The sequence below is a fragment of the Halorubrum sp. ASP1 genome, assembly GCF_005435135.1.
Lineage (GTDB): Archaea > Halobacteriota > Halobacteria > Halobacteriales > Haloferacaceae > Halorubrum > Halorubrum tropicale.
Genome location: NZ_SGUA01000009.1, coordinates 95,144 through 120,061, shown reverse-complemented (window position 1 = coordinate 120,061; position 24,918 = coordinate 95,144). Strand labels below are relative to the sequence as shown.

General features: G+C 58.4%; 21 protein-coding genes and 2 pseudogenes. 12 read left to right on the top strand and 11 right to left on the bottom strand.

Annotated elements, in window-relative coordinates:
• Positions 1-75: 75 nt before the first annotated feature.
• Positions 76-696, bottom strand: coding sequence for an archaellin/type IV pilin N-terminal domain-containing protein (locus tag EXE48_RS13930; protein WP_077152443.1), 621 nt, complete (start codon positions 694-696; stop codon positions 76-78).
• Positions 697-2,419: 1,723 nt separating this feature from the next.
• Here EXE48_RS13930 and EXE48_RS13915 point away from each other — a divergent pair.
• Complete coding sequence (locus EXE48_RS13915) at positions 2,420-3,808, top strand: ATP-binding protein (RefSeq protein WP_137711827.1); 1,389 nt, start codon at positions 2,420-2,422, stop codon at positions 3,806-3,808.
• Between the two features lie 184 nt (positions 3,809-3,992).
• Here the strand turns inward: EXE48_RS13915 and EXE48_RS13910 are convergent, their stop codons facing one another.
• The 5 genes from EXE48_RS13910 to EXE48_RS13890 form a co-directional block, all read right to left on the bottom strand.
• Positions 3,993-4,229 carry a hypothetical protein gene (locus EXE48_RS13910; RefSeq protein ID WP_121600554.1) on the bottom strand — a complete coding sequence of 79 codons (237 nt, stop codon included), beginning with the start codon at positions 4,227-4,229 and terminating at the stop codon, positions 3,993-3,995.
• A gap of 46 nt (positions 4,230-4,275) precedes the next feature.
• Positions 4,276-4,458, bottom strand: coding sequence for a hypothetical protein (locus EXE48_RS13905; protein WP_137705240.1), 183 nt, complete (start codon positions 4,456-4,458; stop codon positions 4,276-4,278).
• Between the two features lie 228 nt (positions 4,459-4,686).
• Positions 4,687-4,839 carry a DUF7837 family putative zinc-binding protein gene (locus EXE48_RS19445; RefSeq protein ID WP_443984493.1) on the bottom strand — a complete coding sequence of 51 codons (153 nt, stop codon included), beginning with the start codon at positions 4,837-4,839 and terminating at the stop codon, positions 4,687-4,689.
• Positions 4,840-5,270: 431 nt separating this feature from the next.
• The gene (locus EXE48_RS13895) at positions 5,271-5,651 is read right to left on the bottom strand and encodes a hypothetical protein (protein WP_137705243.1); all 381 of its coding nucleotides are present in this window, start codon (positions 5,649-5,651) and stop codon (positions 5,271-5,273) included.
• Between the two features lie 128 nt (positions 5,652-5,779).
• Positions 5,780-5,983, bottom strand: coding sequence for a hypothetical protein (locus tag EXE48_RS13890; protein WP_137705244.1), 204 nt, complete (start codon positions 5,981-5,983; stop codon positions 5,780-5,782).
• A gap of 367 nt (positions 5,984-6,350) precedes the next feature.
• Between EXE48_RS13890 and EXE48_RS13885 the strand changes: the two genes are divergently transcribed.
• The 6 genes from EXE48_RS13885 to EXE48_RS13860 all read left to right on the top strand — a co-directional run bounded on the left by EXE48_RS13885 (position 6,351) and on the right by EXE48_RS13860 (position 14,017).
• Complete coding sequence (locus tag EXE48_RS13885; protein ID WP_137705245.1) at positions 6,351-6,941, top strand: DUF4397 domain-containing protein; 591 nt, start codon at positions 6,351-6,353, stop codon at positions 6,939-6,941.
• A gap of 302 nt (positions 6,942-7,243) precedes the next feature.
• A complete protein-coding gene (locus EXE48_RS19440) occupies positions 7,244-7,462 on the top strand; it encodes a DUF7511 domain-containing protein (protein ID WP_137705246.1) in 219 nt (72 codons plus the stop codon).
• Between the two features lie 169 nt (positions 7,463-7,631).
• Positions 7,632-8,504: a hypothetical protein gene (locus EXE48_RS13875; RefSeq protein ID WP_137711869.1), complete on the top strand. Its 873-nt coding sequence runs from the start codon at positions 7,632-7,634 to the stop codon at positions 8,502-8,504.
• Between the two features lie 661 nt (positions 8,505-9,165).
• Positions 9,166-10,269, top strand: a complete 1,104-nt coding sequence (locus EXE48_RS13870; protein WP_158295134.1) for an FIST signal transduction protein — start codon at positions 9,166-9,168, stop codon at positions 10,267-10,269.
• A complete protein-coding gene (locus EXE48_RS13865; protein WP_137711825.1) occupies positions 10,266-12,749 on the top strand; it encodes a GAF domain-containing protein in 2,484 nt (827 codons plus the stop codon). Before EXE48_RS13870 ends, EXE48_RS13865 begins: the two co-directional genes overlap by 4 nt.
• 344 nt (positions 12,750-13,093) lie before the next feature.
• Entirely contained in the window at positions 13,094-14,017 is a 924-nt protein-coding gene (locus tag EXE48_RS13860) for a helix-turn-helix transcriptional regulator (RefSeq protein WP_137711824.1), read from the top strand.
• A 37-nt stretch (positions 14,018-14,054) separates the two neighbouring features.
• Here the strand turns inward: EXE48_RS13860 and EXE48_RS13855 are convergent, their stop codons facing one another.
• From EXE48_RS13855 to EXE48_RS13840, 4 genes and pseudogenes are all read right to left on the bottom strand, one after another.
• A complete protein-coding gene (locus EXE48_RS13855; protein ID WP_121600559.1) occupies positions 14,055-14,489 on the bottom strand; it encodes a PIN domain-containing protein in 435 nt (144 codons plus the stop codon).
• A complete protein-coding gene (locus EXE48_RS13850) occupies positions 14,490-14,741 on the bottom strand; it encodes an AbrB/MazE/SpoVT family DNA-binding domain-containing protein (RefSeq protein WP_053772389.1) in 252 nt (83 codons plus the stop codon). It lies immediately after the preceding gene.
• A gap of 91 nt (positions 14,742-14,832) precedes the next feature.
• Positions 14,833-15,063: pseudogene (locus tag EXE48_RS19125) on the bottom strand (hypothetical protein); the annotation flags it as partial.
• 80 nt (positions 15,064-15,143) lie between these two features.
• Positions 15,144-15,503 carry a universal stress protein gene (locus EXE48_RS13840; RefSeq protein ID WP_137711823.1) on the bottom strand — a complete coding sequence of 120 codons (360 nt, stop codon included), beginning with the start codon at positions 15,501-15,503 and terminating at the stop codon, positions 15,144-15,146.
• A gap of 9 nt (positions 15,504-15,512) precedes the next feature.
• Between EXE48_RS13840 and EXE48_RS13835 the strand changes: the two are divergent.
• The 4 genes and pseudogenes from EXE48_RS13835 to EXE48_RS13820 all read left to right on the top strand — a co-directional run.
• Positions 15,513-16,172 (top strand): annotated as a pseudogene (locus tag EXE48_RS13835) (arsenic resistance protein); the annotation flags it as partial.
• A gap of 142 nt (positions 16,173-16,314) precedes the next feature.
• The gene (gene nasA / locus EXE48_RS13830; RefSeq protein ID WP_137711822.1) at positions 16,315-18,384 is read left to right on the top strand and encodes an assimilatory nitrate reductase NasA; all 2,070 of its coding nucleotides are present in this window, start codon (positions 16,315-16,317) and stop codon (positions 18,382-18,384) included.
• A gap of 512 nt (positions 18,385-18,896) precedes the next feature.
• Positions 18,897-20,195, top strand: a complete 1,299-nt coding sequence (locus EXE48_RS13825) for an MFS transporter (RefSeq protein ID WP_121600562.1) — start codon at positions 18,897-18,899, stop codon at positions 20,193-20,195.
• A 445-nt stretch (positions 20,196-20,640) separates the two neighbouring features.
• Entirely contained in the window at positions 20,641-20,919 is a 279-nt protein-coding gene (locus EXE48_RS13820; protein WP_137705253.1) for an amphi-Trp domain-containing protein, read from the top strand.
• Positions 20,920-21,057: 138 nt separating this feature from the next.
• Here the strand turns inward: EXE48_RS13820 and ppk2 are convergent, their stop codons facing one another.
• On the bottom strand, positions 21,058-21,948 hold the full coding sequence (ppk2, locus tag EXE48_RS13815) for a polyphosphate kinase 2 (RefSeq protein WP_137705254.1): 891 nt from the start codon (positions 21,946-21,948) through the stop codon (positions 21,058-21,060).
• An 830-nt stretch (positions 21,949-22,778) separates the two neighbouring features.
• Between ppk2 and EXE48_RS13810 the strand changes: the two genes are divergently transcribed.
• Complete coding sequence (locus tag EXE48_RS13810) at positions 22,779-24,248, top strand: orc1/cdc6 family replication initiation protein (protein ID WP_369333733.1); 1,470 nt, start codon at positions 22,779-22,781, stop codon at positions 24,246-24,248.
• Positions 24,249-24,918: the final 670 nt, after the last annotated feature.

The window sequence follows — 24,918 nt, the reverse complement described above, 5'->3', positions numbered from 1 at the left end:
GTTGGCCGACGCGGCCGGGACGTGACGCATCCTACGCCGTGTTCACAGCAGAGGAATCAGAACCGATGCTATTGGCTACTCGTCGGGCCTTGCATCAGTCAGGAACTGCGTTCGCTGTAGGACAAACTCGTCAGCAAGAACCGATTCGTCACCCTCAGTATACACCCACACTGTAATATTTTTCAATTCAGCATCAGCCTTGAAATACTCACACTGTCCGCGGTATTCTCCCCACGTCACCTCCCAGATGGCGAGGTGATTTTTGGGTCCACCGTCGGCGTGCTGGACGCCAACCCATGCCCGTCCGCCACTCTGTTCGTCAAGACGAGATTCCGCACACAGACGGTACTCCGCATCGGGTCTCAACACCGTGTCAAGATTTTGTTCAACGTAGTCTTGCTGCCCGCTGACACTCTGGAGTCGCACCGCATTCGAGCCGTCTATCCCGCCTCCCTCGACAATTTTCGCGGCAGAGGTTGTGTTTCCAGTGCCGTCTTCCCAGCTGTTGTTTCCGCGTTCAAATCCGGGATTCTGGATCAGGTTATCCCCGTAGGTTACAGGGGCCGTCAGATCTCGAAGATCGTCGCTGTATCCCATCGCCGTCATCCCGACAGCGACACCGATGACTACGACGATCGCGACCATGAGTATAGTACCAATAACTGGGGATGCGCCACGATCGTCGATCGATGTCATGGAGTGATTTGCGCGGTTATCATACTAAACGTTTCATCGGTAGCTATCAGTATCGAAATTACAAGTACACGGCTCTGTTGAAATCCTCAGCAGGAGATATGTTCCAGACCGATCACGGTCAATACAGAGAATTCATCGACCGGCTGTTTCAGGTGAAAATCTATCTGATGAATGGGATTTCAACAGAGCCAGTGACCTTATTTGCGGCCTACATCTATTGTCCATCACTTGACGAACGATGCGTTCCGATCAGTCACTCGAGCTTCTTGTCGTGGGCATACTCTATCTTTGCGTATTTGTATATATCGTCGGGCCAGCTCTTGAGTCAGTTACCGGGTTGGAGACGCTTTCTAAGGGATCTAGAGGCGTTGAACGCACATGGAACTTAGTCTCAAATCCACAGGGCTGGTTATTCTGTCTCGGCTACGTTCCCGTACATTTCACGTACCTGTTTGTCCGCGCACGGCTCGCTGGTGAATCGGTTGACTCCTACTGGGAGTAGTCTACCGCCGGTCGAAATGTTCTCTCCGGAATACTTGTGGGGACTTCGATGTATTGAGAACGGTTTGCTGGACTAGTTGGGTCCGCTGTATCCCGTACGCCGACCTGTCATTTCTTAAGTATTTCAACAGAGCCGTGAACTTACTATCGCTTGTCTTGTTCATAATCTTGATCGATCACTCTGAATTATTCAAAACGAAATATATCGAAGGTTAGTGCTAAGGATTCAATTGGATATGACTTTTAAACCCTAAGCAACGTGGCATAAATAATGTCCGGGCAATCCTCCAAACGCGAGTCCCTCGGTTCGCGCCTCCTGTTCCTGATCGCTGGAATAACGGTCGGATTTCTACTGGAAATATTGAGCATTGGTGGGATATGGGCCGTTCCCGTCGGGATTCTCGCTCTCATTTTATTCGGTGAGGCCTACCTGTTTTTTACAGGAAATTGGTCACCGGGTCGATAAGCATCGTCACACTGACCAGCGGTTTTGATAAGGGCATGTCTGAGGAATATGATTTCAACAGATCCAAATGACCGTTATGAGATCCCTATCCCCAACTCTTCTGAAATCGTTCCATCTGACCATATGTAGGCGATACCGAGTAGTACAAACAACAGACTGAGGGCTAGTCCTAAGGGTGTAACCGCATCATAAATCAAACTGAATCCACTTAGTGCGATTCCAAGAAGCACAAACAAGACACCGAGGAGTATGCGGCGTGGTTCAGTATTCATAATTCCTATGTTTGAGAATGAGGGCCTATATATCTACGGGCGCGACTCTATTGAAATCCTCAGTAAGTGAGATATTCTGACTCAGTTGCGGCCAGTACAGAGGAACCTCTTTCCGGTAGGTACTTTGTTCAATTCTGTTGATTTACGATATGGTCTCCCGCGAGAACCAGAAACTAGCCGCCTCTGTTGTAGTTGCCATTGGTGTTCTGATCGCCCTACGGGCATTGACCGATTTTGGACTGTTGTCGAGGTTTACCATTGTCACCGTCGTTATAATCGTTACACAGTCTGTTTTCGAACGGATGTATCAGTAAGCAACTCTCATCAACCGGCTATTTCAGACGAGAACATATCTGAAGAATAGGATTTCAACAGAGCCAAATACACGACTCTGTTGAATCCTCAATCGATAATATCTCTAGATATGATATTGCAGAATATGATTATTCAGAATATTTTTATTCCGCACCACTAATTCAGCGCCATGACAGGCTTCGTGAACCGCTCAGAGGAGTTGGCTCGGCTCCACGGGCTTTTCGACTCGGAAAACGCGAATCTCGCCGTCGTGTACGGCCGACGACGGCTCGGGAAGACGAGACTCGTCAAGAAGGCGCTTGAGAGACGAGAGAACGCGGTCTTCTATCAGGCACGACAGAAGACGCGGGAGCTCCAACTGGAACAATTCGTCGAAGCTGCGGCCGACACGGTTCCTGGTATCGAAGATATCCGTCTTGATTGGGAGCGCCTGTTCCGGTATCTAGCCGACCAGAACGCGATTGTCGTCCTTGACGAGTTTCCGTACCTGATTGAACAGGACGAGAGCCTCCCGTCGGTGTTACAGGCGCTGTTCGACCACGAGTTCGACGAGTCGGAGACGACGTTCGTGCTGGTCGGGTCGTCGATCAGTATGATGGAGGAAGCAACGCTGCTCGGAGACAGTCCGCTGTACGGGCGAACCTCCCTTACACTCGACATCCGTGAACTCTCGTTCGACGCCGCGACGGAGTTTTTCCCGGACGATGCGACGGCGGACGAGGCCGTTCGCGCGTGGAGCGTGTTCGGTGGTGTTCCCTACTACCTCGAGGAACTCGACGCGGATCGGTCCCTCGGCGAGAACATCCAGCAGACGGTGTTAACTCGCCACGGATCGCTCCGTAACGAGCCGGAGTACGTTCTCCGGATGGAACTAACGGAGCCGACGCGCTACTTCTCGATCCTCGAAGCGATCGCCGGTGGGGCAACAGGCCGCAACGAGATTGCCAGCGTGACAGGTATCGACTACAACCAGCTATCGACGTATCTGGATCGGCTCTCCCGGCTCCGACTCATTGAACGGCATGTGCCCGTGACTGAGAAACCTGAACGATCCAAGCGGAGTCAGTACCGACTTCGGGATCCCCTGTTCCGATTCTGGTTCCGATTCTTGTACGGGAGTGCGGATCGGTACGACCAGTTCGGTGAGGAGGCCTACGACCGACTTGTCGACCCCGAGCTGGCCGATTTCGTCGCTCCTGCTTTCGAGCAACTGTGCTGTGAGGCCCTGTGGACCCTGTACGACGAGACGCCGATCGTCGATGTTGGGCAGTGGTGGTATCAAGACCACGAGATCGATGTCGTCGGGCTCACTGACGAAGACACGCTTGTCGTCGGCGAGTGTAAGTATCAGGCATCGCCGCTTGACTACGGCGCCCTGGCATCGCTGGAGACGCACGTCGAGGAACTCCGGTGGCAGCTGTCGGGCGGTGGCTCGCGAACCGTCGAATACGCGCTGTTCTCCCGGAGTGGATTTGCCGACAGTGTCCAAGGCGCCGCCCGCGAGCGCGACGATGTCCGTCTCTATACAATCGACGACGTCGTCGCCGCGCTTGGATAGTAACGGCTGGTTGGCACAGCTTGGAGTCTTCCTGTCCGACCACGAGAGCAGGTCGTTCAACACGAGAGAACAGGGAGTCTGTAAACCCTAATATCCCAACGCTCGGGATTCCCGCGTCTTCAGGCGCGGGAGGATGTCAAAGTAGGTACAAAGCTGAGATCTCGACTTCTGGACGGCGAAGAAATTAAGCGTCCAGCTCGTCCAGCTTCTGGCGGATCTCTTCGAGTTTGAAGTAGGATGCCACGGCGAGGATCGTCGTAGGCCAGAGGCCAACGAACTGTCCACGTTGCTTGTCCCCGCGGACGTAGTAGAAGTACAGGGCCAGCGCAACGGAGCCAATCGACGCGATCACCGCAGTACCTAGTCCATCGGCGTCGATATCCTCTGCGACATCAGCCACCGCATCGTCTGTATCAACCATATATTGAATTGAAACTATAGCCGTAAAGATGTTTGCCCCAGCCCGTTCATCCTTCTGACGCCGGTGAATTCTGGTTTTGTTCTCCGGCCCTCGCTGTCACGTCGGGTTCGTCCTCAGTGCGCTCGGTTCGTCGTGTCTTTTTCCACGTCTTGTAAATGTCCACGAACGCGAGGGTACTGAGTAGCACCCCGGCGATGACCATCATTTTGTCTGCGTCGATTGTCGCCATACCGCATTCTACGGTCTCAACGCGTAAATGATCCACCGATGATAATGAGAGGTTTTGAGCGAAAGCCACTCTCAGGTGCGTTCGTGCCGCTTGATCTTGACGTCTTGGTGAACGCAGGTATCGTCTTGCGTCAAGGGGGCCTCCCAAACCTGACCCTCCCGTATGACGGTATCGCGATCGACTACTCCTTTCAGGCGGACCCAGCTGCGTAGTGCGCTGTGATCCTTTCTACTCCGGCTTTACAACCTTCTCACAGGACGGGCACTCCGCGAAGATGCCTGTGTCCCCGTCTGCTTGGTCGTACTCGATGAGCTTCCACGCAGCTGAGATCTCGCGTTCGCAGCTTGGACAGTGTCCAAGTGGCGGCGGGCTGTCGGTCATTAGGGGGGAAGGAGGAGCGTGTGACTCTCCTTCCATCCAGCCATTTAGCTTCATTTAGCATAAACACTCGGTGGGAATGTGTGGTGAGTGCTGACCGCGAACCACGACAGATGATTCATTTCTGTAGAAATTTAACCAACAATCCTCAATATACCCTATCAATGTTGGTTAAGACTGGGATCTGTTACCCACAGGATTATACTTTACAGCAGCACACCTTTACAGTAGCACAGAATAACAGTAAGACAGTATCTCTGACCCATGGCAAGGGCGCCTCACGGAAGAGATCATGAAAAAAGTCGTTGAGGAGATTCTCTATGCGTTCAACAAAGACGTTGGTCGGGTTTGGTTCCAGTATGGGATTTTGGCTCTGTTGAAATACCGTTCATCAGACATATTCTCGCCTGAAACAGCCGGTCGGAGAGAGTTGCCTACGCCAGTTTGTAGTAGACCGATGCCCCGCTTTCTGTCTCTACTTCTTCGGTCGTCACGATTCCTTCCTCAACAAGTTCGGTGAGTGCTTCATCGATGTCATTGACGACAATTGTCGTGGCGGCAACATCACCGGCGAAATCAATCAGACCGTCAACGAACGCCCCGAGTGGATTCCGCGTCCGATTCATGAACACGGGGCTGAAATCAACGCCGAGGACGATTTCCCGCTCGGTGAACGCTCTGTCTGGTCGCTCGCTCAAAAACGATGTGATGAGATCTTTTTCAGTTTCGATTGGCCCCTCTTCGTCGTTGGCAATCGGTTCGTCGCCGCTGACTTCCACCGTTCCTGACTCGAATTCTTCTTCGGAAATTGGCACTGTATTTCGACATGTGGGATGACAGGGGTAATTAATTGTCGGACGTACTGAGAAACATATTATATCTGATAAGTTTCTCGGACTCTGTTATTGTTGGTCTGACCAATACAGAGCGTAAGTCTAACACATCATGTAGCAGATCTGCTCGTATCTGACTTTTGAGTTCGTTTGTAGTAGTCTTTAATAAAAAATATTCCGAGAGTCAAAAATGCGACTGAGGTGGCTGTTTCTGTTGGTGAATATCCTTCTATCAAAACCACCAATAGGCTCATGCAGCCTGCAAATGTATTGGTAATAGCCAACGCCAATAATAGCTGGTTGGAAACTCCCATCTATAAGATTAGTAGCACAACTCCAATATAAGGAAATCGACGTTTGTCATACCTCAATCCTAACGAATATACCCTCTGCATTCACTACAGCCTCAACGAACTATCAGCGATGACGGATTTCAACACGGCCGTCACAGAATGTAGTTGCTCTATTGAATCCGACGATAGCGGCCGGATCAGCGGGCTAGTGATCAGCGTACGAGCAGGGGTCAACGGCAGATAGCTGGTCTGCTCCGGTTTCACTCTTCAAAACCACGGGAGCGCGAACTGCGTGCTCCGGTGTCCCCCATACGGCTCATGCCGGTATATAATATATTTTGTTCACATATACAGATTGAATCTTCTGGTACGAGAAGTACGAGCTGCTATGGCAGAAACCGCATCCGTCCGCATTGGTCACTGTTGTCCGGACGCACCGAACGTCGATGTCCACGTCGACGGCGAAATCGCCTTCGAAGATGTGCCATTCGAAACCATCAGCGAGTACGCCGAGCTGCCAGCTGAAAGCCACGAGATCGCTGTCACGCCGCATGGCGACGACGAGGCAGTCCTCGATCTGACAGTCGAACTTGAGGCAGACCGTGCGTACTCGGCGCTTGCGACTGGTATGCTCGCTGAAGTCGAGTGTACAGTACTTTCCGACGCCCCCGGTGATGTCGAAGCCGACCAAACTCACGTCCGGTTTGTCCACGCCTCACCGGACGCCCCCGCCGTCGACGTGCGAGTCGCCAACGGCGGTCCGACCCTGTGTGAAAATATCGAATTCCGAGGCGCCAGCGAGTACGTTCCTGTTGACGCTGGCTCCTACGATCTCGAGGTCGTCCCGCACGGAAGCGACGACGTCGCGCTCTCGTTGCCTGACACCGAACTTGACGGCGGCGCCGCAGTCTCAGCAATAGCGATTGGGCAGGCGGGTGACGACTCGCTCGGCGCAGTGTTCGCGGACGACACTCAGTAGCCTCCCGACCTCTATTTCTCACGGTACTGTTCGCCAGAGCTGGCCGCTTAGCCGACGTCCCACGGTAGTTTCATGTATGACACGATCGCCAATCTCCAAAGTTCCGCCTAGGTCCACGCCATAGCCGGGTCATTTGAAAACTGCGACCTACATATCGGAAAGGAATCGGTTTCGTCGAGTGGAAACGGGTACAACAGACTGGTTCCAACGAGTATATATTCCACCGGTCGACCTCCGACGCGTGCGTTCACCTATTATAAGGGTTCAAGCAAAGGCTGCCGAATAACCCGGACAAGCAACAGATGACAACAGATACCAACCGAAGGTCGAGGAACGATGAGACGACCGAACGGAAATCGGTGAATCCTGCGTTCACCGGTCTGGTACATCAAGTCGACAGGCGGTCGTCGGGCCCCGATCGGGTCACGGTGTTCCCAGCTGAGGCGACCGATGACGAGCGGCTGTCAGCATGGGTGACGGTGGACGTCGACTCCGTCGTCAAGCCCGAATGCTTCCGATAACCCCCCAGATGTACCGCGACCGCGGCGGGCGAGACGGTGGAGAGGCCCGACGCTGCCAGTCCCCGTTGAATCCGAAGCCGCGGTCGACGCAGACGCAGGTGATTCGCTCGCCGTCGATTCGGACGCCGCTCCCAGTAAAGAACGAATCCGAGGTGATCCGCCAGTGGGCATGAACCGACGGGAACTCCTCAACAAAGCGCTAGACCGAGTCGCGCTCGGGGCCGTCGCTTCCTCGGTCCTCGAACTGTCCGATCTGTGGTCTGTGGCGCTGTCTCTTTCTGCGAGCGAACCGACGCGGCCGACACCCATTGACACGAGAGATTCGGTCACTCGGGAACGGACCGTGGACGGCTACGCCATGACGTACGAGTGGACGGACCGGTCCGGGCGTGAGTGGCGTCTGGAGTTCCCGATTGAGCGGTCCGCGTACAGAGAGGCGGCCGACGAGGCGCACGGATATGTAAGCGGCTTCGAAGCGGCGAAGACGAGTGCTCACGCCGAGCAGCTCACGGGGGCGCTCCTCAACGCGACCGCAACGGACAAGTGTACTCAGCGGTCGCTCCCTGAGTCGGTCCTTCTTGACGGGGCGATCGGACTCGTACACTCACTCAGATACGCGACGGATGCGGAATCGATGGGAGCGCCGGACTACATCCGAACCGTTGAGGAGACGCTCGTCGATGGCTGCGGTGACTGCGAGGACCTCACGTATCTGCTGGTTGGGATACTTTCCCAACCGGCGTTCGGCTACCGGACCGCGATGGTGATTCTTCCCGGTCATATGCTGGCGGGCGTTCACAGGGACGACCTCCCGGCGGCGTACGCCGACGCGCCCACCCTCCCGGGAGGAACGCACGTCGCAATAGAGTGTACCACGCCTCGCCCAATTGGCGAGTTCAAAGACGAACCCGTGCTAGCGGTGTACGGCGACGGCGTCAAATACATCGACCAGTCGGCGATCGCCGACATGGGCGAAGATCTGCTTCAAGACCCGACGCAGTTTCAGACGATCGCCGACGCGTCGGCGAAGCGACCACACTAAGCAGCTTGTGAACGACTGGAAGTGGCAGTCCACGGTAGAAGTGCTTAGAAAGTCGATTCGTGTTCCCATTCGGCTACCGACGATTGTATCGACACTCTCCTACAAAAGAGTGAACCTGTTATGTCAGCCAGTGACCCTGGCCGCGTCGTCGGGTTCAACAGCGGAGAGACTTCTCAAAAGCGATAACTTGGCGAGAGCGATTAAGTAGAAGGTCGCGCAATAACGATTTACGTGTCTGACAGACACAGAATCGCCACTTCAGCAGTACGTAGAGAACACGTCGAAGGGCACAAGATTCCTCACGAGACCTATCGGCATCGCCGCACGGTGGGCGACGACCAAATCGCGATCACGAACTGACAAAACACTTCACAACCAAGATGTTGACCCAACGTCGCTTGTACCAGGATAAGATATCGCTCGCTCGGTTCCGTCACGAGCCCATTGGACCGTGGCGTGACCGAGGCGTCGGCAGTCTCGTCCACGTGCTGCCCGCGAGTTCGAATGATGAGGACCGTTGCCTCGCTTCGGCACATTTCGACTATGTCGTTGAGTTCGCGACTAAACGCCAGACAGTTGTGACCCGGATTCTGGGGAAGTACAACGTGCAACCGACATGCCGCTCCCTCGGTGCGTCTGGGGTCATGGGGGAAATTGGGGCATGAATTACAGGTACGCTGACACGCTTGAATCGATACGCGTGGCGGTGCGTGAGGTGGCGTCGCGAGACGGTGTCGAGGGGATCCTGCTGTGTGCCGCTCCGGACGACGGGCTCGACGAGTGGCTCGACCCGTTCCTTCGGGAACTCGACGTGAGCGTCTTCGGTGGCGTCTTTCCCGAAGTAATTCACGACGGTGAGAATAAGGCGAGCGGAGCGGTCATCTGCGGACTCTCATCGGAACCACATGTGACGACGATCCGCGGGCTGAGCGGCGCGGACTCGGACTACACGTCAGCCTTGGACGCCGACCTTCCGCTCGACGGGTACGAGACGGCGTTCGTATTTGTGGACGCGTACGCAACGAACATTGAGGAGTTCATCGAATCGCTGTTCAGAACGTACAGCGTTGAGCTCAATTTTATCGGCGGTGGGGCCGGCACGCTCGAAGCGGAACAGCGCCCTTGTCTGTTCACCAACGAGGGGATCATCGGGGATGGCGCCGTGATGGCTGCGGTGGAGTCACCGGTAACCCTCGGCGTCGAGCACGGTTGGCGCGAAATCGCTGGTCCGTTCCGAGTGACCGACTCGGACGGGGGCACGCTACACCGTCTAGACGGCCAGCCGGCGTTTTCGGTGTATAAATCCGCCGTGGACGAACATGCTGAGATCGAACTCACGGCCGATGACTTCTTCGAGACGGCGAAGGCGTACCCCTTCGGAATCGCTCGGATGGACGGAGAGCAAATCGTTCGCGACCCCTTCGAGGTGACCGAAGAGGGCGGTCTCGACTGCTTCGGGGCGGTACCCGAAGGCGAGTTCGTTCACGTCCTCGAGGGAGAACCGGAGTCACTGATCGACGCTGCACGTCGCGCAAAGACGGAGGCGTGGGAGTCAGATGTGTCCGTGGAAGGGCTGTTTTTCTTTGATTGTATTTCACGGGTGCTGTACCTCGAAGACAAGTTCGAGCGCGAACTCTCCGCCGTCAAGACGGACGACACGCCGATGATCGGCGCCCTCACGATCGGCGAAATCGCCAACGACGGTTACGGACACCTCGACTACTACAACAAGACCGCGGTCGTCGGCGCGGCAGAGGAGGTATGACTTCGCGACAGCGGCGCGTCCAGACCCTCTACGAGATTTCGCTCGCCATCGAGACCCGTGGGAGCATCGAAGAGACAGCTGACCAGGCGCTCGCCGCGTATCTTCAGAAACTGAACTGTTCCGTCGGCGGTGTATTCGAAATCTCCGCGTCGTCAGACGGGGCGGAACCGACGCTCGTGACATCTATCCCCGCGAACCCGATTCGGAACAAGCTGTTCCGCAGCGCCCGAGAACACCTCGTAGAGATCGCTGCCGGCGCTCGGAGCGGCGTCTCGGGGCGAAGCGACCGGACGGCCGAGTCCGCAGCCGTGGCGTCGAAGTCGACGACAGTTCGGCGGTTCGCCGACTCCCTGCCCGCTACCGGCACGGTCGACGGCTCAGGCATGTACTATCTCTTCGACCTCCCAGGGTTTGGCGTCATGATCCTCGGCAAACAAGGGGGATCGCTCGACGTTGAAACCGTCTCAGCGTTGGACCCGTTGAATAGTCGGTTGGCACAGGCATGTCGGTCGAACCGAAGGGAGCGAGCGCTACGCAGGCAACGCGACCGCTTCGAAGCCATCTTCGCCGCGGCCGCTGAACCGACCGTCGAGGTTGTCGTCACAGAAGACGGAACAGAGCGGATTCATCGCGCAAACGACGCATTCAGATCGACGTTCGGATATCCCAACGACTCACTCCGCGGGCAAAGTCTCAACGAACTGATTACGCCCGAGGATCAGCCCGTAGAGACCGACTCGCTCGTCAAGACGCTCGAGACGGGAGAACCGTTTCGGCAGGAGGTGCAGCGAGAAACAGCTGATGGGGTCGGGTACTTCCTCTTTACGGCCGTTCCGGTGACTGCGACTGAGCGGACCGAGTACTTCGGTGTGTACGTCGATATTACCGACCAACGCGAGCGCGAACTGACGCTACAGGAGCTCTACGTTGCCGCACAGGATATCCTCACAGAGGGCTCTCGTCATCGGATCTGCCAGACGGTCGTTCGGACCGTAGAATCTGTTCTTGGACACTCGAGCGTCGGCGTTCACTTGTACGACCGGGACTCGGGAGCACTCGAACCGATAGTCACAAGCGCGGCGGTTCGAGAGCGGCTGAGCGAGGGATCGATAACCTATACCGACAGGGACTCCGTAGTCTGGGAGGCGTACGAGCGAGAAGAGCTGATCCGGATCGATGACATCGCCGCGTTCGACGGACGCCTTCCAAACGAGGAGACTCCTGTCGGAAGCGTGCTCATCGTCCCCATCGGCAGCCACGGCGTCGTCGTGACCTCGGCTCCCGAGCGGAACAGCTTCGACGACGAGGACGTGTACTTTCTACAGGTGCTGAGCCAGCTCACGGTGATCGGACTCGACAGGCAGTTGAGCGAAGAGGGTCTCCGGACGACCCAAGAGACAGCCCGTCGCGCGCTTCGGGAACGCTCTCACGAGGAGATGGTCGAATCCGTCCTCACAGACATCCCCGAGGCACTGAACATGCCGCTGATGGGCATCTGGAAGCATCGCCCCGCGCAACAACGGCTTGAACCGGTTGCGGCGACCGACCACTCCAAACGACTGCTCGAAGACTTGCCGTCATTCCTGAACGGAGACAGCCTCGCGTGGCAGGCGTTCGAAGACGACACTACGCTCGTCGCCGCCGATGTCGCCACGGACCCGGACGCCTACAATCCGGAGACGCCCATTGAGGAGGAGGTGATCGTTCCGATCGGTGACTTCGGGGTGCTGATCGCCGGCTCGGCGTACGCCGAGAGCTTCAGCGAGCTCGACGCCGAGATACTCGACTCTCTCGGGACAAATCTTGAAGCGATCACCGAGGTGATTGACAGTCGCCGGGACATCGACCTCCTCAATCAGGTGATCGCAAGGATCCTCAGACACAACGTCCGGAACAAGCTCACCGCCATAATGGGGTACACGTCTCAGATAGAGGCGAAGGCTGAGGAGCCGATACGCGGGTACGCGAAGCGAGTCTTGGAGAATTGCCGCGACCTAGAGAAGACCTCGAAGCACGCCAAGGAGATGCGTAAGGTCGTAAACAGTCGGGACGAGATCACTACCGTCGCGCTTGAGCAGGAGGTCCGGTCCGCCGCGTCGACCGTCGACGGGGAGTTCCCAAACGGCGAACTCGAAGTCGATGTCTGCGACGCGGCGACGGTGACGGCTCACCCAGAACTGGAAACCGCGCTCGCTCACCTCATCCGGAACGGGTTCGAACACAACGACAGCGACGCCCCCGTGGTCGAGGTTGCCGTCCGCCGGAGTGACGAGGATGTGCGAATCGAGATCAGTGATAACGGTCCCGGAATCGATCCGTATGAGCTTGACGTGATCGATCAGCACGGTGAGTCCGCGCTGGAACATGGGAGCGGAGCGGGGTTGTGGATTGTGGATCGCGTGGTCCGATACTCGGAGGCTGCGCTCGAAATCGACAATGAGGATGGGACGACAGCGACGATCGCGTTTCCCGGTCACTGACGACCGACCGCACCCCGAACTGAACGCTCGGTTCGGCGCGCTTGCCAAGACAGCGCCTACGGTGCCGCACCGTATACTGTATCGTCGGACTTGTCTCGAACGGCTACAGTTCGGTTGACAACCAGACGAACGCACCAGTCACCGTCGCGACGGACCAGTTCGTTGGCCCGAATGTCGCCTCCACAGACGGTGTCCTCGTAGTTGGCTCTGCTGACAAGTCTTAACCAACAGCGGCTGCGAATCCGTGGTTTTGTTGGTTAAGACGGTGGGGACGGCTCCCGTACTCGCTGGCTGTAACGCTACTTGAAACTTCTTTATAAAATAATTTCGTACTATGTTACACCGTGCTCCGGCGTATCGAACTTGAGGTCCTCGCCACGGTTGACCGCGGCGACACGATCTCCGAACTCGCGACGAAGCTCGACCACAGCGAGAGCTACCTCTCCCGTGCCGTCGCCGACCTCGTCGAGAAGGGACTCGTCTACACGGAACGCGACGGCCGTCGAAAACGCGTCGTCCCGTCGGATGCTTGCGCCGTCGAGCTCTATCAGGACCTCGTCCGCCAGCACTCCCACATCGAGTTCCCCGAGCTGCTGACCGGCAAGGCACTCGAGGTGCTGTACTACCTCGACCAGCCGCGAACTGTCTCCGAAATCGCTGACCGGAGCGACAACTACCGCAACACGGTCAACCGAGTCCTCAAGCGGTTTCGCGACCGGGGTCTCGTCGGGACAGCCGACGGCCACTACGAGTTCAACGCCGACTTCGACCGTCTCCACGAGTTCGCCCGGGAACTCGTACATCATCTACATCGCCAGCGTCTCGAAGCCGTTGCCCCGAAGGGGACGATTCTCTGGGAGGACTACGACGAATTCCTCGCGCAGGCAGAGACGGAGATCGACACAGAGGGGTTCCACGAAACCGGCCTTACTCGGTTCGCAGCTTTCGACCTCCAGTTCCTGCTCACCGGCCATCGCTACTACGTCTACTCCGAGGATCTCGACGCAGTCTCGCCGGCAGAACTTTGCTGTCACACACTACTGACCGACGACGGCAGCCGCCACCGCTCGTATTGTCTCCTCCTGCTCAGCCACGTCGACGTCGACGAGGCGGACCTCCGAGCGCAGGCGGCGAAGTATGGCCTCGAAGACAAAATCGACACCCTGCTCCGTTACCTCGAGACGCACGGCGAGGTCGATGACGAGCAGCTCCCGGCGTGGGACGAGTTCCAGAAGCTGGCGGCTGACTATGGGGTGCCACTATCCTGAGACAGAACCTCGTCACCAGCTGTAGCGTCAGCCGGCGTCAGTTTGGATCGTAGGGATTCGTTGCTGTATCGAGTCGGTAGACATCCTCGACAGCGTCAAAATCGTCGTCAAACGCATACAGGTAACCGAGCCCCTCGGTTTGCATATACGCGACAATGCAGGCGTCGACGAACGAGAGGGGTTCGTGTTGGCGAAAGAGGGCCTTCCCTGTCGCGAGGGCGTCGGTGGTGAGTGAGTCGATGTGGAAGCGGGCGTTTTCTTCGATGCGATCGAGGAGATCGACGGCTGCGTCGTGGCCGGCGTGGGTCGTGAGGCCGTTGAGCGTTTCAGCGAGTACGTAGTCGAGCACGACTGCCTCCGGAAGTGTTCCATTGTCGATGCCCTGGAGCACGGGAAGCGCGGCATCGTGGGAACTATCCCGCCGGTATGCGGCGGCAAAGAGGACTGTCGTATCAATGAGTGCACGAGGCATTTACTCGACGTCGACGCCCCAGGCGTCATGCTCGCTCGTTACATCGGTCGACTCCTCACCAGCGTAGCCGTCGAAGTCGGCGAACGTGCCCGTTTGCTGTTGGACCACTTGGACCCGAATGCTCCCATCGTCTTCGAGATGCCAACGGAGCTGATCGCCATCGTCGATATCGAGTTCACGCCGGATCCGGGCCGGAATGTTCGCCTGATTGCCAGACACCTTGCTTTCGGCGTCAATTCTGTCGCTGCTCATGTCTCCCGATATGTGACGGGCCGTGAAAAGCCTAGTGTGCCGCCACACTACTCAGTACCAGAAGAGCGATTCCGGCGGAGAGGATGGTGATCTACCATGGGGTCGTTGGGAGCCGGCCGTCTGGGCGGGGAACACGGCCCCGTTTGATTTCGTGATCGACGCGGCGCAGGTGCTTGCAGCCGCCCTCGGGTGAGCGCTGCTGCCAGTCGGGACAGGTACACGATTCGTCGATGACGTCGACTTCGTACCGGTTCCCGGACGCAGACTGTACCTCGTAGCGGCCACCCTTCGAGAGGAGTAAGGCGTCCATCGCTTCGGCGACGACACCCCGGGCGGACCCACAATCGCGGGGTCAACGGCACAAGTGACGGAGGGTCGACAGTCGATAAGCCGACGACTCCGTCACCGGACGACGGTCACGGGAACGGACGACCGACGAACTATTTTTTCCGCGATGCTCCCGAGCAGGAGACGCGAGACGCCCTCACGGCCGTGGCTCCCGACGACGACGTGGTCCACGTCGTCGCGGGCTGCGTGGTCAACGACGGTCCGGGCGGGGTGACCAACCTCGTGGACCGTCCGAACCGTCGTGTCCGACGCCCTGGGCACCTCGAAAGACGTGAACACCCCCTCGACGCGTTCAGCGGCCAGTTCTGTGAGTTCTGTGTCCGTGCCGAAGGGGTCGGGTGCCTCGTAGCCCGCCTCTCCCGGGTCGTAGACGAACAGGACCGTCACCACGTCGGGGTTGAAGCGGTCGAACACGACCTCCCGGGGATGACCGCCGCGTGGACCGGGCTCGCCGACGGCGACCTTGAGGCCGCGCTGGTCACGATGGACGTGAACCTGCTTGCGGCCGTCGCCATCCTTCCGGCGTACCTCTCGATGCTCGTGCCTGCCTCGGTCGCGTTGCACCCGACGGCGCTGTACCACCAGCTGGCACAGGTCGTCGTGCTCCCGATGGTCGCCGGGAACCTCACGCGCCGCGTGCTGCTCCGACAGTACGGCTCCGATGGGTTCAACCGACTCAAGCCGACGTTCGGCGGCCTGAGCTCCGTTGGCGTGATGTTCATCGTCTTCATCGCGATGACGATGCGCTCACAGAGCATCCTCGCGGACCCCGTCGCCTCTGCCAGCACTATCGTCCCGCTCGTGTTCTTCTACGCCGTTCTCCTCGCAGTCGGCGCGGGACTCGGGCGGGCGCTGCTCGACACTGAGCGCGGCATCGCGCTGGTGTACGCGACGAGCATGCGCAACCTCTCCATCGCGGTGGCCATCGTCGTCGCGGCCGGGTCGGTGCCTGCCGAGGCCGTCCTCCCCATCGCGCTGGCGTACATCCTTCAGCCGCCGCTCGGCGCGGTGTACATGCACTACCGCCGGGACGTCGTCGGGGAGGGGCTGAGTCTCCGGGAGGCGGTCGCGGAGATCGTCTGACGACGCGCGATCCTGACGGCTTTCGACGGGTTCAGGACGCACGACCTACGAAGGATAGTGTGCCCAGTATGCGACGTCGACCGCGGTGCGGACCCCGTCCTGTGGCTACTGTCGTGGCGATGGCGGAGGGTGATCCGGACGGATGAGCGAGTGGACGCCGACGACCTGTCTCCGGTGTGCGGTCGGTTGCGGTCTTCAGCAGCACGGCGAGGACGACCGCGGCCTCGTCGCTGTCCGCGGCGACCCCACACATCCCGTCACACGGGGCCAAGCCTGCCGGCGTGGAATCGACGAGACGGTCTCGGGTGGCGAGCGCGTGACGCGCCCGCTTGTCCGCGAGGGCGGTGACCTCGTCGCCACCGACTGGGACACCGTGCTGGACATCATAGCCGAACGCTTCGAAACCGCACTGCGGGCGAGCCGCGACGGCGTGGCCGTGCTCGGTAGCGGCCAACAGACGAACGAGGCGGCGTACGCCCTCGGCAAACTCGCCCGCGGTGGTTTCAGAACGCGCTACTACGACGCGAATACGACGCTCTGCATGGCCTCGGCGGTCACGGCCTACCACCAGACGTTCGGGAGTGATGCGCCGCCACCGACGTACGACGACATCCCAGCGGCGCGTACACACCTGATCTGGGGAGCGAATCCGGCTGTCGCCCACCCGGTCCTGTACCGGTGGATCGCGGAGAGCGCCACCGACCCGGACAGTCGGCTCATCGTCGTCGACCCAGTCGACAGCGAGACGGCTGAGGACGCTGACCGACACGTGCGGCCCGAGCCAGGGACGGACTTGGCCCTCGCGCGGGCCGTCCTAGCGGCTCTCGTCGAGGCCGACGCCGTGGACGAGGAGTTCGTCGGGCGAGTGACGACCGGCTTCGACGCGCTGGCGGCGCGCCTCCCGTCGGTGAGGGCGGCCGCTGACACCGCCGGCGTGACTGTCGAGACGGTCGCGGCTCTGGCCGAGGCGTTCGCCGACCCGACGCTCGTCTACTGGGGAATGGGCGTCAACCAGAACGTCCAGGGGACCGCGACGGCGCGAGCGTTGATCGACCTCTGTCTCGCGACGGGCAACCTCGGGCCGGGGAGCGGTCCGTTCTCGCTGACGGGGCAGGCGAACTCGATGGGCGCGCGCGTCTGCTCCGCGAAGGGCACCTGGCCCGGACACCGTCCGTTCGAGGACTCCGACCACCGTGACGCGGTCGCGGAGACGTGGGGCGTCACGGCCGCCCATCTGCCGGCCGACCCCGGACCCGGTCCGGTCGGCGTTGTCGACGCACTCCGGCACGGGCCGGTCGACGCCTGCTGGACGGTCGCCACGAACCCCGTCGCCGGGATGCCGGACGCGTCGGTCGTCCGGGCGGCGCTCAAGGACACGTTTCTCGTCGTGCAAGATGCCTTCCGGACCGAGACGACCGACCTCGCCGACGTCGTCCTCCCAGCGGCGACGTGGGGAGAGTCAGAGGGGACTGTCACGAACATGGAGCGGACTGTTTCACGGGTTCGGGCAGCGACGGCGCCGCCGGGGGCCGCCCGACAGGACATCAGTATCATCGCACAGATTGCCAATCGGATGGGGCTGTCACTCTTCGAGCACACGACTCCAGATCCCGAGGCGGTCTTCACAGAACTGGCAGCGCTGACGGCCGGGACGTCTGCCGACCTGTCTGGTATCACCTACGAGCGTCTGGACACCGACGGGGCCGTCCGGTGGCCGGCGCCGGATGGAGAGACACAGGGGGGCTACCGCTACCTGACCGACGGGGACTGGTCGTTTCCGACGCCATCGAATCTGGCACACTTCTCGAGAGGAACACACGACGACCTCGCAGAACCGACAGACGAGTCATACCCCCTCACCCTCACGACTGCCCGCCGGGCCGACGCGTACAACACCGGCGTGCGAACCCGAGCGGACGAGGCCGACCCCCCGGTCGCACGGATCCACCCGAAGACGATCCGGGCACACGTCCCGTCGCTTGAGTCGAATCGGGCAGTGGTCGAATCACGCCGGGGGGCTGTCGAGAGCCGAGTCGAGCGAGACGACGCCATCCCGCCGGGGATGGTCTGGCTTCCGATCCACCATCCGGCGGTGAACAAACTCACGCTCCCGGTTGTCGATCCCGAGTCGGCCGAGCCGAACCTCAAACAGTGTGCCGTCGCTGTCTCGCCGCTCGAGTCCCGTGCGGACGACAGCTCACGGTCGTCGTGAGACGCTCCGAGCCACCGATTCGACCGTCAGGTTGTCTCTCGCCAGACGGACACGTTACCGTCTCCGACGCAGAGAAGCGAGCCGAATGTCGTCTGGCTGGACGGACACACACGTGTCGGAGCGAGCGCCGGGACCCACGTGAGACTGGCGCCGACGAGTCGGAGAAGTGACCGGACAGCGGGACGTGACTGGAGGTGGCCGACACACTGGTCGCAGTTCCGTCCGGTTTTAGTCTCGCTAGCACTTCAGACAGTCCTGTACTGGAGAAGGTACTCGCATTCCGATTGTAGGGGTGTCGCCACCGAAACCGAACCGCACACGCACGGCGTTGCACACACGATGTCGGACATCGAACGGGACCGAACGACGAGACGTATCGAACGAGAGACGACGCGACAGGTCGATGCGGTCGACCCGACTAGCGAATGTGCGACGGCACGGCGTCGGCGGCCAGCAGGTCCATCTGACCGCAGCGCGGCAGGGGGTGACCAGCAGTGAAGAGTCCGATACGGATGACGAAGTACCGGACCCTCTTGCTGGCGACTGTCGGGTTCAATTTCTCGTTTCTCATCTGGTTCTCCTTCGCACCGTTCACCGGACCGATAGCCGAGGAGTTCGGCCTCACGGTCACCGAAATCGGCGTATTAGCGAGTGCAGCAATCTGGTTGGCGCCGTTCGGTCGAATCCTGACTGGCTGGCTTTCGGACAGGTTCGGTGCACCGGTCGTGTTCGCGATCGTCCTCGCGTACGTCGGCGTCTTCTCGATTTGGAGTGCGTTCGCAGCGTCGTACGCGGTGTTCTTCGGCACGCGACTGATCGTCGCAACGGCCGGCATCACGTTCGTTATCGGCATCCAGCACGTTTCCGAGTGGTTCGCCGAGTCGGAGCTCGGTACCGCAGAAGGGGTCTACGCAGGTATCGGGAACGCCGGGGCCGCAGCAGGTGCACTGGTTTTGCCCCGCGTGTTCACCGCCGGCTGGAACGGCCCGCTGTTCAGTGCAAACTGGCGGGCGGCGTTCTTCTACACTGGCGTCGTCTCGATCTTCCTTGCGGGCGTCTACTACGTCTTCGGCGAGGCGGCTCGGTCAACCGAGAAACGGAGGGCGACGAAGCAGGGAGCGACGCTCCGAGAGTGGATTTTCACTGCCACGCGATACGGCACTGTCGTGCTGGCGCTCGCCTACGTTATGACGTTCGGGCTCGAACTGTCGATGAACGGCTGGCTGGCGACCTACTACCGGGAGGGATTCGACACGCAAAATCTTGTGATCGCATCGACGTTCGCGGCGACCTTCTCCATTGCGGCTGGCCTACTCCGCCCCATCGGCGGCTACGTCAGTGACCGACTGGCGCGGGCAGAACGGAACATCCTCCCGGTGTTCACCGGTCGCTACCGGGAGCAGTGGACGTTCTTCTCGCTGTGTCTCGTCGTCTGCACGATGCTCGCGATGACGCTTGCAGGGCTACGTGGGACGATCCTGCTCGCCGTTGGCGTCGGCTTTCTCGTCGGGATGGCCTGTGCGTTCGCCGAGGGAGCGATCTTCGCGCAGGTGCCGGCGATGTTCCCGAACAGCTCTGGCGCCGTCGCCGGCGTGGTGGGCGGGGTCGGGACAGTCGGCGGCATCGTCTACCCGCTCGTGTACGCCGCACCGGTGCTGCCGAACCTCCATGTCGGCTACGCACTCGTCGCCATCTCGATGGTGCCCATTGTCGCCCTGACCGCGTGGGTGTTCCAACCGGACGTCGCCGAACGCGCGAACGAGGACGGCCTCGTCGGCCGGCGTGACGCGCCTCGTGTCACTGACGATTGAGGAGTTCATCTCGCACCCTGCATCACCACGGATTCACAGCCGTACGCTGGCGTCGATCAGGGAGACGAGAGTGAGTCGTCTGCCTCTTCCACGCTCTCGTCTCCGTCGTCTCCAGTCTCGACCGCTTCGATGACGTAGCCTGCGATGCCGGCTGCGGCCAGCCCGACTCCGAGTGCGCGTATCTGGCGGAGATACGAGTAACGAAATCGACCGAACCCGGCGCACCAATCTCGGAGTCAGGCCGGCTGTGACTCCAGTTTCTTGTAGTCGACGTAGTCCGCACTCCGGAGGTGTTCAAGGAGGTTGATTGCAGCGGAATGGGCGCTGGAAGCACAGCCAGCCTGCTCCAGCATCGACCTCCTCCCGCGCTTAGAGAGATGCGTCAACTGTGGCATGGGTTGCACAGATACTCACACTCAATACCCTGTCCATCGTAGGTTAAGGAATGGCCGAAGAAACACTGTTCGAATTCGAACGGAACATGGACACAAGTGAAGTTGCACAGTACCTTCGAACCGTCGCAGACCACTTGGAGTCCGGTGATGAATTCACCCTCGAATCCGGTACCGAGTCGGTGACACTCACTCCCCCGAGACGCGTCGAGTTCGAGGTCGAGGTCGAACGCGAAACGTCGAAGTCTGGGGGATCAGCGGAGATAGAACTCGAGTTCGAGTTGGAGTGGGACGAAGACGGAACTGGCACTGGAGATCTCAATATCGGGTGAGGAATCTCTTACAAGCCGAAGTCAATACGATGTTGAACACGTGGCACAGAGCATCGAAACGAGAGGTGGCCTGAACACACTTCGCCTGTATCGGGCGAGGGTATAAAGTGGCAACCACACGACACGAGACCCGCGCGATCAGGACCGTTCGACGTCGACTGCCGATGGGTTTGACCCATACAGTGCAGGCACCCAGTTCTGGCCGTCGATCGCCGGGCGTTCGTAGTTGGGATCCTGCTGACGGTCCGGCAACTCAGTCGGCCCAGGCATGGTGTCCTCGTACTCGATCTGTGAGAGGAGGTGACTGATACAGTTGAGCCGGGCATGTTTCTTGATATCGGCGTTGATCACGTGCCACGGCGAGTTACTCGTATCCGTGTGGGTGAACATCGCGTCTTTTGCCCGCGAGTACTCGACCCACCGCTCTCTGGCTTCGAGGTCGATCGGGCTGAGCTTCCAGCGGCGTTTCGGGTCGTTACTGCGCTTCTGGAAACGTCGTTCCTGTTCCTCATCGCTGATCGAGAACCAGTACTTGATGAGAGTGATCCCCGATCGCATGAGCATCCGCTCGAACTCGGGGGCTGACCGGAGGAACTCCTGGTACTCTTCGTCGGTACAGAAGTCCATCACGCGCTCGACAGTCGCACGGTTGTACCAGCTCCGATCGAACAGCACCATCTCACCGGCCGCCGGAAGGTGCGCTACGTAGCGCTGGAAGTACCACTGACTCTGCTCTCGTTCGGTGGGCTTGCCGAGCGCGACGACTTTCACCACCCGGGAACTCGTCCGGCGAGTGATTCGGTGGATCGTTCCGCCTTTACCGGCCGCGTCTCGACCGTCGAAGAGCACGACGACCCGGAGTCCCTGCTCTTTGACCCACATCTGGAGCCTGACGAGTTCTTCTTGAAGCCGCTCGAGTTCTCGCTTGTAGTGTTTTTTCTTAATCTTGCCACTTTTCTTGTAGAGATTCTCCTCGTCGACGGTGGTCAGCACGGATTCCTCGGCTGGTAACACCGGGTGCTCGGTCATGGGAGCTGCCGCTCCTCGTCTCCGCCACCGATCGTTGATACGTACATGTAAGAGTATCAATGGTAGTAATAGATAAACCCCTATCCCCACGAAACGCAGGTCGCTTGGCCGACTGTGCGGTGTTCAGAGTTGTTTTATTTCGTATTGACTCAATCGCACGGTCTAAGATGAGCGGCTCAATCTGATAATAGAAGACCAGACGAGAGACTGTCTTCACCTCACCGGACGGCAAGGCGGACATCTTTCGACGAGCCCGACACGATGAGACACACACCCCTCTATCGATGTGTTCTAACTGAGTAGGCCAAACGGCGAAGAAGCTCAATTCTCTGCTACAAACCTCGTGTTCGGCAAATAATGTCGATAGCGTCTCTCTATCCCTGGATGATCGTGTTCAAGCCGAGTGTACCTCTGTCGGTGTTCTAGCGACACATTGTCACTGGCCGAAACACATCGAACACATCGATAGAGGGGTGTGTGTGTTTGTGTTGTTAAAAGAAGAGAAGAGAAGAGAAGAACCGACTCAATATGAGTGATTATGAGACAACGAGAACGTCCCTTCTCTGTTCTAAGCCGATACGAGGGCTGTATCGTCCGGTTAGCTCAGACATGATCTCGTCACACCCCCACCCCGTGAAGACTTCGAACACATCGATAGAGGGGTGTGTGTCTTCGACCGCGTGTTGCGAAACACATCGTCATCGGCTACGGCCAGTTAACCCATCCTCACGGATATTATGGGGTTAACCGGTTATTGCAGGTTTCAAACGGCTAATCACACTTCGATAGAGGTGGGAACCTTTTTCATACAGGCGCGTATCAATTGGCCTATGGGTACTGACGACTCCGATGATCCCGCAGAGGATCCGGGACCGTCGGAGGACGAGATGACGGCTCAAGCTGACCTGTCGAGTATGCCACAGCCGGCGTCATCGCGACAGGCGTCATCGTCTCACGTCACTAACGGTGATTCACAGCCTGACGAAGGAGCAGATTCCGAGGGGTCATCACAGTCGATCGAAGATATGCTCCTCGAGTTTGACAATCAGGAGGGGCTAATCCGGGACCGAGAGCTACTCGATCCGAACTACGTTGTTGAAGAGGATCGCATCGTGGGCCGTGATGAGCAACTCCAGGAAGTCACCAAGATGCTTCGGGTTGCGCTCGGGGATAACCGACCGCCAAACCTGTTCCTCTACGGCCCGTCTGGAACAGGGAAATCGCTAATTACGAAGGCAGTTTGCCATAATATCAGCCGTATCTGTGAGAGCCGCGATATTCGGTTTGGCACTGTTGAAGTGAACTGCCAGGATCTAGACACGCTTGGTATCGCCGTGTATGAACTCGTTCAGCAGGCTGCTGATGCGGCAGGTGTCCCTGTTGAGGTGCCAAAACACGGCGTGGCAACGAAAGAGAAGTGGGATGAGCTCTACCGGATCGTCAACGAACACTTCGACTCTGTTGTGTTTGTCCTCGATGAACTGGACATGCTCGTTGGCCGGCGAGACAAACAAGAACCTGCGTTTTCACGGCTCCTGTATCAGCTCTCGCGGGCAGGGGCAAACGACGAACTGGACGCGTACATCTCCGTCGTTGCTATTTCAAACGACACGAAAATGATGGAATCTGTTGGGAGTCGCGCTGTCAGTTCGTTCACCCCAGAAGACGTCCATTTCGACGACTACGACGCAAACCAACTCCAAGCAATTCTTCGACGGCGTCAGGATGCGTTCCATGACGACGTCGTCGACGATGATGTGATTCCACTCGCAGCGGCATTCGCGGCACAGACGCATGGTGACGCGAGGAAGGCGATCGATCTCATGCGGGTTGCCGGCGAGCTGGCTGAGCGTGAAGGCGACAACCGCGTTAGCGAAAAACACGTCCGTACCGCACAGGAGAAAGTCGAGAAGAATCGGGTGTTAGAGGTCGTTCGTGGTATCAGTACACAAAAGAAGCTCTGTCTGTACGCAACCGCGGCCGTTGCGTCCCAAACTGACGGCGGGAGCGCCAGGAGTACAACCGGCTATCGTGTGTATCAATACCTGACCGACGCCATTGACGCGGATCAGTACCATCAAGAAACGTACGTCAATAAGATGAAAGAACTCACGACGTACTCACTGGTCGACTTCGAGCGACGGAGCCATGGGCCTAGCTCGGGGATGTTCCTTGAGTTCCAGTTTGGCGAAAGTCCAGGGACAATTCTTGAGACACTCCGTGAAGATTCGCGTATTGAGGCGATTTCTGAAGAAGAGGTCACCTCTGTGGTAAAAGCGCAGATCCGGAACCAGACGTGAACCGCCTCGGGGTCAAGCCCCGAGGCACTCGCCTTGCTTATTTGTAGACATTTCAGTTATTGATGTGGTCTTTTGCGGCACGGTGTCACCTGTCTTATGACCATTTTCCATTGTTTCTGATAGACACCCCTCTATCGATGTGTTCGGTGTGTCGACTACCGTGCTCTCCCACCCTGCATATGAAAACTTTCCATTATGTCTGATAGACACCCCTCTATCGATGTGTTCGGTGTGTCGACTACCGTGCTCTCCCACCCTGCATATGAAAACTTTCCATTATGTCTGATAGACACCCCTCTATCGATGTGTTCGGTGTGTCGGCTATCGTACTCCCACACCCCGGCTATGAGACTTCTCCATGATTTCCGATAAACACCCCTTTATCGATGTGTTCGATGTGTCGGCTATTGTGCTCCCCACCCCTGAAATATAATTTTTCTACGGTTTCCGATATACACCCCTCTATCGATGTGTATTCGGAGTTTGTTATCAGGCCTCACTTAATATCTAAGTTACTTATACACGGGTGTTTAGTTATTTTCCAGTGTTTCCGATAGACACCCCTCTATCGATATGTGATTCTCCGTGAGAGCCGCCAAAACGAACATATTCGGCGGATAAATATCACGTGCTCACCGACACCACCATCCCTCTCAAGTTGAGCGACCGT

Coding starts and splice junctions, on each gene's coding strand:
- EXE48_RS13825 (WP_121600562.1), top strand. CDS start 18,897: ATGACGAAGTACCGGACCCTCTTGCTGGCGACTGTCGGGTTCAATTTC.
- ppk2 (WP_137705254.1), bottom strand. CDS start 21,948: ATGACCGAGCACCCGGTGTTACCAGCCGAGGAATCCGTGCTGACCACC.
- EXE48_RS13885 (WP_137705245.1), top strand. CDS start 6,351: ATGGCAGAAACCGCATCCGTCCGCATTGGTCACTGTTGTCCGGACGCA.
- EXE48_RS13855 (WP_121600559.1), bottom strand. CDS start 14,489: ATGCCTCGTGCACTCATTGATACGACAGTCCTCTTTGCCGCCGCATAC.
- EXE48_RS13910 (WP_121600554.1), bottom strand. CDS start 4,229: ATGGTTGATACAGACGATGCGGTGGCTGATGTCGCAGAGGATATCGAC.
- EXE48_RS13905 (WP_137705240.1), bottom strand. CDS start 4,458: ATGGCGACAATCGACGCAGACAAAATGATGGTCATCGCCGGGGTGCTA.
- EXE48_RS13875 (WP_137711869.1), top strand. CDS start 7,632: ATGAACCGACGGGAACTCCTCAACAAAGCGCTAGACCGAGTCGCGCTC.
- EXE48_RS13810 (WP_369333733.1), top strand. CDS start 22,779: ATGGGTACTGACGACTCCGATGATCCCGCAGAGGATCCGGGACCGTCG.
- EXE48_RS13820 (WP_137705253.1), top strand. CDS start 20,641: ATGGCCGAAGAAACACTGTTCGAATTCGAACGGAACATGGACACAAGT.
- EXE48_RS13850 (WP_053772389.1), bottom strand. CDS start 14,741: ATGAGCAGCGACAGAATTGACGCCGAAAGCAAGGTGTCTGGCAATCAG.
- EXE48_RS19445 (WP_443984493.1), bottom strand. CDS start 4,839: ATGACCGACAGCCCGCCGCCACTTGGACACTGTCCAAGCTGCGAACGC.
- EXE48_RS13865 (WP_137711825.1), top strand. CDS start 10,266: ATGACTTCGCGACAGCGGCGCGTCCAGACCCTCTACGAGATTTCGCTC.
- EXE48_RS13870 (WP_158295134.1), top strand. CDS start 9,166: ATGAATTACAGGTACGCTGACACGCTTGAATCGATACGCGTGGCGGTG.
- EXE48_RS13930 (WP_077152443.1), bottom strand. CDS start 696: ATGACATCGATCGACGATCGTGGCGCATCCCCAGTTATTGGTACTATA.
- EXE48_RS13915 (WP_137711827.1), top strand. CDS start 2,420: ATGACAGGCTTCGTGAACCGCTCAGAGGAGTTGGCTCGGCTCCACGGG.
- nasA (WP_137711822.1), top strand. CDS start 16,315: ATGAGCGAGTGGACGCCGACGACCTGTCTCCGGTGTGCGGTCGGTTGC.
- EXE48_RS13890 (WP_137705244.1), bottom strand. CDS start 5,983: ATGGGAGTTTCCAACCAGCTATTATTGGCGTTGGCTATTACCAATACA.
- EXE48_RS19440 (WP_137705246.1), top strand. CDS start 7,244: ATGACAACAGATACCAACCGAAGGTCGAGGAACGATGAGACGACCGAA.